Origin of the sequence: Nonomuraea sp. NPDC050643 (assembly GCF_040654715.1) — a bacterium.
In the GTDB taxonomy this organism is placed as follows: domain Bacteria; phylum Actinomycetota; class Actinomycetes; order Streptosporangiales; family Streptosporangiaceae; genus Nonomuraea.
Genome location: NZ_JBFAIM010000021.1, coordinates 21405 through 27976, shown reverse-complemented (window position 1 = coordinate 27976; position 6572 = coordinate 21405). Strand labels below are relative to the sequence as shown.

Annotated in this window: 6 protein-coding genes; 4 read left to right on the top strand and 2 right to left on the bottom strand. The window is 70.4% G+C overall.

Annotated features, from left to right (window positions below):
* Nucleotides 1-155 precede the first annotated feature (155 nt).
* The 4 genes from thrS (at nt 156) to AB0I15_RS27760 (ending at nt 4948) form a co-directional block, all read left to right on the top strand.
* On the top strand, nt 156-1331 hold the full coding sequence (gene thrS, locus AB0I15_RS27775) for a threonine--tRNA ligase (protein ID WP_358101506.1): 1176 nt from the start codon (nt 156-158) through the stop codon (nt 1329-1331).
* Nucleotides 1332-1455: 124 nt separating this feature from the next.
* On the top strand, nt 1456-3459 hold the full coding sequence (locus AB0I15_RS27770; RefSeq protein WP_358101503.1) for a TRAP transporter fused permease subunit: 2004 nt from the start codon (nt 1456-1458) through the stop codon (nt 3457-3459).
* Nucleotides 3456-4406: a TAXI family TRAP transporter solute-binding subunit gene (locus AB0I15_RS27765; protein ID WP_358101500.1), complete on the top strand. Its 951-nt coding sequence runs from the start codon at nt 3456-3458 to the stop codon at nt 4404-4406. The genes AB0I15_RS27770 and AB0I15_RS27765 overlap by 4 nt, the downstream gene beginning before the upstream one ends.
* 26 nt (nt 4407-4432) lie before the next feature.
* Nucleotides 4433-4948 (top strand): DUF1850 domain-containing protein, encoded by a 516-nt coding sequence (locus AB0I15_RS27760; protein ID WP_358101497.1) that lies wholly within the window; start codon nt 4433-4435, stop codon nt 4946-4948.
* On the opposite strand, the gene AB0I15_RS27755 is transcribed toward AB0I15_RS27760, so the two are convergent.
* Entirely contained in the window at nt 4843-5811 is a 969-nt protein-coding gene (locus AB0I15_RS27755; RefSeq protein WP_358101494.1) for a magnesium transporter CorA family protein, read from the bottom strand. The genes AB0I15_RS27760 and AB0I15_RS27755 overlap by 106 nt on opposite strands.
* Nucleotides 5811-6518 (bottom strand): DUF72 domain-containing protein, encoded by a 708-nt coding sequence (locus AB0I15_RS27750; RefSeq protein ID WP_358101491.1) that lies wholly within the window; start codon nt 6516-6518, stop codon nt 5811-5813. The genes AB0I15_RS27755 and AB0I15_RS27750 overlap by 1 nt, the downstream gene beginning before the upstream one ends.
* Nucleotides 6519-6572 lie beyond the last annotated feature (54 nt).

Here is a 6572-nt window from a genome sequence, read left to right as displayed (position 1 = left end):
GCCCGTGCCCGGCCCGAACCCGCCTGCTATGGTCGTGCCATGCAGCGCGCTTCCGTCACGACGACGCCGGACACCGTCCCGGCGCGCTGACACCTTGCTTCCCGGGCGAACGCCCGGGAGCTGGTCGTTCGCCCTTTCCGTGAGAAAGGACGATCATGTACGACCACCGCAGGCTCGGCCGTGAGCTCGGCATCTTCGACACCGACCCGCTGATCGGCTCCGGCCTGCCCTACTGGCTGCCCGCCGGGGCGGCCGTGCGCAAGGCCGTCGAGGACTACGTCCACGAACTCGAGCGCCGCAACGGCTACCAGCACGTCAACTCCCCGGTGCTGGGCAAACGCGAGCTGTACGAGCGCTCCGGCCACTGGGCGCACTACGCCGAGGACATGTTCCCGCCGATGCTGGTGGGCGGCGAGGAGTTCGTGCTGCGGCCCAGCCTGTGCCCGCACCACGCGCTCATCTACCGCTCGCGCCGCCGCAGCCATCGCGAGCTGCCGCTGCGCGTGGCCGAGCTGGGCGGGATGTACCGCTCGGAGCCGTCCGGCGTTCTGGGCGGCCTGACCCGGGTGCGCTCCATCCAGCTCAACGACGGCCACGTGTTCTGCCCGCCCGAGCGGGCCGCCGCCGAGGTGTCGGCCGCGCTCGACCTGATCGAGGCCGCCCATGCCCGGCTCGGCATCCGGGCCGCGCGCTACCGGTTGTCGCTGCGCGGCGACGGCGCCAAGTTCGTGGACGATCCGGGCATGTGGGCGCGCAGCGAGGCGGTCCTGCGCGAGGTGCTGAAGGAGCGCGGCCAGGATCACGACGAGGAGCCCGGTGAGGGCGCCTTCTACGGGCCGAAGATCGACATCCAGATCGCCGACCCGGCCGGGCGCGAGTCCACCCTGTCCACCGTGCAGGTCGACTACTTCCAGCCCGAGCGCTTCGACCTGAGCTACGTCGGCGGCGGGCGGCCGGTGATGGTGCACCGCAGCGTCGTCGGCGGCCTCGAACGGCTGGTCGCGCACCTCATCGAGGTCCACGGCGGCGCCTTCCCCACCTGGATGGCGCCGGTGCAGGCCGTGGTGCTGCCGCTGTCGGACGCCGAGCTGCCGGCCGCCGAGGAGGTGCTGCGGCGCTGCCTGGCCGCCGGGCTGCGGGCGGAGCTGGCGCCCGCCGACCGGGGCAGTCTCGGGGCCCGGATCAGGGCGCATCGGCTGGTGCCGTACCAGCTCGTGGTGGGGCCGCGCGAGGCGGCGGGCGGCGGCGCCGCGGTACGGCTGCGCGACGGCGCCCAGGTGGGTGACGTGCCGGTCGAACGGCTGGCGGCCGACGCGCGGCCCCTGTTCTGAAACCTGCCCTCAGACCTGTGCAGAGACCTGTGTTGCGGCCGGAAACCAATAGGGTAACGGCCCCTTCCCTAAAGCTGTAAACGGCTCGTAAAGTCCCTGCAACGCCTGTCGGGGGAGGACCACTTTGACCGAGCTGAGCGACCGTGAGAGCGAGCTGGTTTCCGCTCACGAGCAGGAACGACCGGCGCGGCGGCTCGGTGGCTCACTGAAGCTCGGCGTGTGGATCCTCGGCGGGTTGCTGTCGGTCTATTCGCTGGTGGTGGTGTTCCGGCCGGTCGAGGCGCTGGAGCACCGGATGACGTTCCTGGCGGTGACCCTGCCGCTGGTGTTCGTCTGCTACCGCTCGGGGATGGCGGCGTCGGTGCGGCGGCTGCTCAGGCGCGACCGGCCCGCGGATCCCCCGGCGGAGCCCGTGGAACCCGTGGAACCCGTGCCTTCCGGGCGGGAGCGGCCGAGCGTGGCCGACTGGCTGCTGGCCGCCGCCTCCCTGACCGTGCTGCTCTACCCGCTCCTCGACATCGACGCGTTCCGGGACCGGGGGTCGGGCGCGGCGCTGAGCGACCTGGACATCGTGGCCGGGCTGGTGCTGACGGCGCTGCTGCTGGAGGCGGTACGGCGCACGGTCGGATGGTCGTTGACCATCATCTGCATCCTTTTTCTGATTTATGCCTATTACGGTGCATATTTGCCGATTGATTGGACCATCGGCCACCGCGGATTCGACCTCGGGCAAATCGTGTCGCAGCTCTACACGGGCACCGAGGGTTTCTTCGGCGTCCCGATGCAGGTGGCCGCGAGTTACATCATCCTTTTCACGATTTATGGCGCCGTACTGGACTTCTCGGGTGCGAGCCGGTTCTTCATCGACCTGAGCTTCGCCGCCTTCCGCAAGTCGCGCGCCGCCCCCGGCCGTACCGTGACGCTGGCCGGCTTCCTGCTGGGCACCGTGTCGGGCTCGGGCGTGGCCACCACCGTCAGCCTGGGCAGCGTCGCCTGGCCGGTGCTCAGGCGGGCCGGCTACCCCAGGGAACCGGCGGGCGGCATCCTGGCCGCCGGCGGCATCGGCGCCATCCTGTCCCCGCCGACCCTGGGCGCGGCGGCGTTCATCATCGCCGAATACCTCAGGGTCAGCTACCTCGAGGTGCTCCTCTACGCCACGATCCCCACGATCCTGTACTACCTGGGCATCTTCCTGGCCATCGAGATCGACTCGCGCCGCTTCAGCACCCACGCCGTCGAGGTCGACGCCCCCAAGGCGGGCAGGCTGCTGCTGCGCTTCGGCTACCACTTCAGCTCGTTGATCCTCATCATCGTGCTGATGGCGCTGGACCGCTCGGCGTTCCAGTCCGTGGTGATCGCCACGGCGGTCGCGTTCGCGCTGTCGTTCCTGGACCCGCGGCACCGGATGGGCCCCAAGCGCGTCGGGCAGGCCCTGGCCAGGGGCACGCTCGAGGTGCTGCCGGTGACCGCGGTGTGCGCGGCGGCGGGCATCATCGTCGGCGTCATCACCCAGACGGGCCTCGGGCTCAACCTCGCCGACATCATCGTCGACCTCGCCGCGGGCAACCTGATCCTGACCACGTTCCTGTCGGCGGTCGCGGTCATGCTGCTGGGCCTGGCCGTGCCGGTGACGGCCAGCTTCATCATCGCCGCGGTGATCATCGGTCCCGCGCTCTTCGCGCTCGGCGTGACGCAGGCCGAGGCGTACATGTTCGTCTTCTACTACGCGGTGCTGTCGGAGGTGAGCCCGCCGACGGCGCTGTCCGCGGTCGCGGCGGCGGCGATCACCGGCGGCAACACGTACCGGACCATGATGATGACCTGGCGGTACACGCTGCCCGCGTTCCTGGTGCCGTTCGCCTTCGTGCTGACGCCCAACGGGCAGGCGCTGCTCGGGCAGGGGCCGATCGGCACCGTGCTGCTCATGACCGTGGTCTCGGCCGTCGCGGTGGCGGCGCTGGCCATGGCCACCGGCGGGATGAGCGGCCGGCCCGAGCGGCTGCTGGCGGCGGCGGCCGCGGTGCTGCTGCTGTTCCTCGAGCCCGTCCCCATCGTCGCCGGTCTGGCCGTGCTGGCCGTGGCCGCCGCCGTGCACCTTGTCAGAAGAAGGAGAAGGGACCCAGCGTGAAGCGGATTCTTGCGATAGTCGCCGCGGCCGTCCTGGCCGTGGCGGGCTGTGGCGGCGGAGGCTCGGGCGGCGGCTCGGGCAACCGGCTGTCGATCGCCACGGGCGGCACGACAGGCGTCTACTACGTGTACGGCGGCGGCCTGGCCAAGCAGTTGTCGGCGAGCATCGCCAACACCCAGGCCACCGCGTCGGTCACATCGGCCTCCGTCGAGAACATCAAACTGCTGACCTCCGGCAAGGCCGACATCGGCTTCTCCCAGGCCGACACGGCCGCCGACGCGGTGAACGGCAAGGACACCTTCACCGCCAAGCAGCCGGTCAAGGCCCTGGCCCGCATCTACGACAACTACACCCACGTCGTCGTCTCCCCCGGCGTCGAGGCGGCCAAGGTCGCCGACCTCAAGGGCAAGCGCGTCTCGCTCGGCCCGGCCAACTCCGGCACCCAGGTCGTGGCCAGGCGCGTGCTGGAGGCCGCCGGGATCAACCCCGACACCGACATCACCAAGCAGCAGCTCTCGATCAACGAGTCGGTGCAGGCCGCGAAGGACGGCACCATCGACGCCTTCTTCTGGGTCGGCGGCCTGCCCACCGCGGGCATCACCGACCTGGCCTCGAGCAAGCCGGACATGAAGCTGCTCGACACCGGCGACGTGCTGGCGAAGATGCAGTCGACCTACGGCGAGCAGTACGTGTCGCTCGACGTGGACATGTCCACCTACAAGCTGTCCGGCTCGGTCAAGACCGTCGGCATCGCGAACGTGCTGCTGGTGCCCGACAAGATGAGCGAGCAGCTCGCCTACGACATCACCAAGACCCTGTTCGAGAAGAAGACCGAGCTGTCGGCCGTGCACCCGGAGGCGAAGAAGCTCGACGTCGCGCTCGGCCAGCAGGTGGCCCCGGTCGAGCTGCACCCGGGCGCCGCGCGCTACTACAAGGAAAAGGGCTGACCAGACTCCTGCTGGCACTCGCGGCGGTGGTGGCGCTCGGCTCCGGCGGCGGCGCCGGGCGCCTGACCGTGAACGGCCTGCCCGTCTCCGGCGGCTTCGCCATCGGCTACGTGCATTCGATCTACCGGGTGCCCTCAGCGGAGGTGTTCACCGTGGAGGGGCGCCGTTTCACCATGCGGGCGGTCGTCTCGGTCAACGAGGGCGTGCTCGACTACTACGCCGTCGAGGGCACGCGCACCCGCGCCCCTGACGGCCTGTGGGTGCTGCGCCTGGCCGAGCCCGCCACGTACGGGGAGCTGTCGCTGCTCACCACCTCGATCGGCCGCCGGACCCTCATCGCGGACGGCCGCTGCCTGCCCCTCTACCCGGCCACCGGCGCCGCCGAGGTGCGTCTCGCGCTCCGGCTCACCCTCGACGTGCGCGGCGAGCCGTGCGCCTACAGCCAGTCCTTCTTCTTGAACACCACGTACAGCCCCACCGAGGTCACGGCCACCAGGACGGAGGAGGTCCAGAAGCCCCACGTCTCCCCCGACCCGGGATAGGGCACGTTCTGCCCGTAGAAGCCGCTGATCGCGGTGGGCACGGCGATGATCGCGGCCCAGCTCGTGACCCGCTTCATGATCTCGTTGAGCCGGAAGCCCTGCTGGGCCAGGCGGGTCTCGCGGACGTTCGCGAGCATGTCGCGGATGGAGTCGATCCACTCGGTGGCGCGCAGCACGTGGTCGTAGACGTCCTGGTAGTAGGGCGCCATCACCCCGTCGTCGATGATGTCCTGGTCGCGGCGGAGCAGGGTGCCGACCAGCTCGCGCATGGGCATCATGATCTTGCGGACCCTGGTGGTGTTCTTGCGCAGCACGTACATCCGGCGCTGCAGCTCCCTGCCGGAGCGCAACTGCTCCTCGAACAGCGCCTCCTCCAGCGCCTCGGCCTGCCCGTCGAGGTCCTGCACCAGGTCGAACTGGGCGTCCACCACGGCGTCGAGCAGGCCGTACAGCAGGAACGTGACGCCCCGCGTCGCCAGGCGGGCGGCGGCGTCCCAGCGCCTGACCACCTCGCCGATGTCGAAGTGGTCGTTCTCGCGCACGGTGACCAGGGCGTTCTTGGTGACGAAGACGTTGATCTCGACGGGGTCGAGGGTCTCGTCGTGGAAGTGCACGCCGTAGACGGTGATGAACAGGTGGTTGTCGTAGACGTCCACCTTCGGCCGCTGGTGGTCGCCGAGCACGTCCTGGACCGCCAGCTCGTGCAGCCCCAGCTCCTCGCCGATCAGCCCGAGCTCGTGGGGCGAGGGGGAGCACAGGTCGAACCAGACCGTGTTGTCCGGGTCGCGCACGTAGTCGGAGACCTCCTCGATCGGGAAGCCTTCCTTCTCGAGGACGCCGTTGCGGTAAAGACGCGTGTGCACTAGCCGAGTGTGGCAAATCGTCTCGCGTTCCGCACGGCCGCCCCTCCCGGGTCGTTGTTGAAGTAGACGTAGGAGTCCTCCCAGTCCGCCTCGCGGACCCGTCCGGCCCAGGTCCGCAGCGCGGTGTCGCCGTACTCGACGCCGGCGCGGCCCTGGTGCAGGCGGACGTAGCCCCAGCCGGCGGTGCGCCAGAGCGGGGTCACGGGCCTGCTGTGCCGGTCCGCCCAGCACAGGGCGGCCCCGCGGCCGAGCAGGATCTCCCGGGTCTCGCCGGTCCACCAGGAGTCGTGGCGCGGCTCGACCGCCACCCGTACGCTCCCGGGAAAGCAGGCCAGGCAGCGGTCGAGCGCGGCGGGGTCGGCCTTGAGCGTGGGCGGGAGCTGCAGCAGGATCGGGCCGAGCTTGTCCTTCAGCGCCGCGGCGGCGTCCAGGAGGCGCCGTACGGGCTCCTCCGGGTCGGCCAGGCGCTTGATGTGGGTGAGGTAGCGGCTGGCCTTGACGGCCATCACGAAGCCGTCGGGCGTGCGGTCGCGCCAGGCGGCGAACGACTCGGGGCTGGGCAGGCGGTAGAAGGCGTTGTTGCTCTCGACCGTGCCGAACTCGGCCGCGTACGTCTCCAGCCAGAGCCGCTGCGGCACACCCTGCGGATACAGGACGCCGCGCCAGTCCTTGTACTGCCACCCGGAGGTCCCCACCAGCCGTGTCATGCCGTTGGGACTACCCCGGGGGGCGGCGTGCAGTACTGTCCTTGTTCGTCAGCC

What these genes read in the sequence shown, in the direction of transcription:
- thrS (WP_358101506.1), top strand. Translation starts at nt 156, where the DNA reads ATGTACGACCACCGCAGGCTCGGCCGTGAGCTCGGCATCTTCGACACC.
- AB0I15_RS27750 (WP_358101491.1), bottom strand. Translation starts at nt 6,518, where the DNA reads ATGACACGGCTGGTGGGGACCTCCGGGTGGCAGTACAAGGACTGGCGC.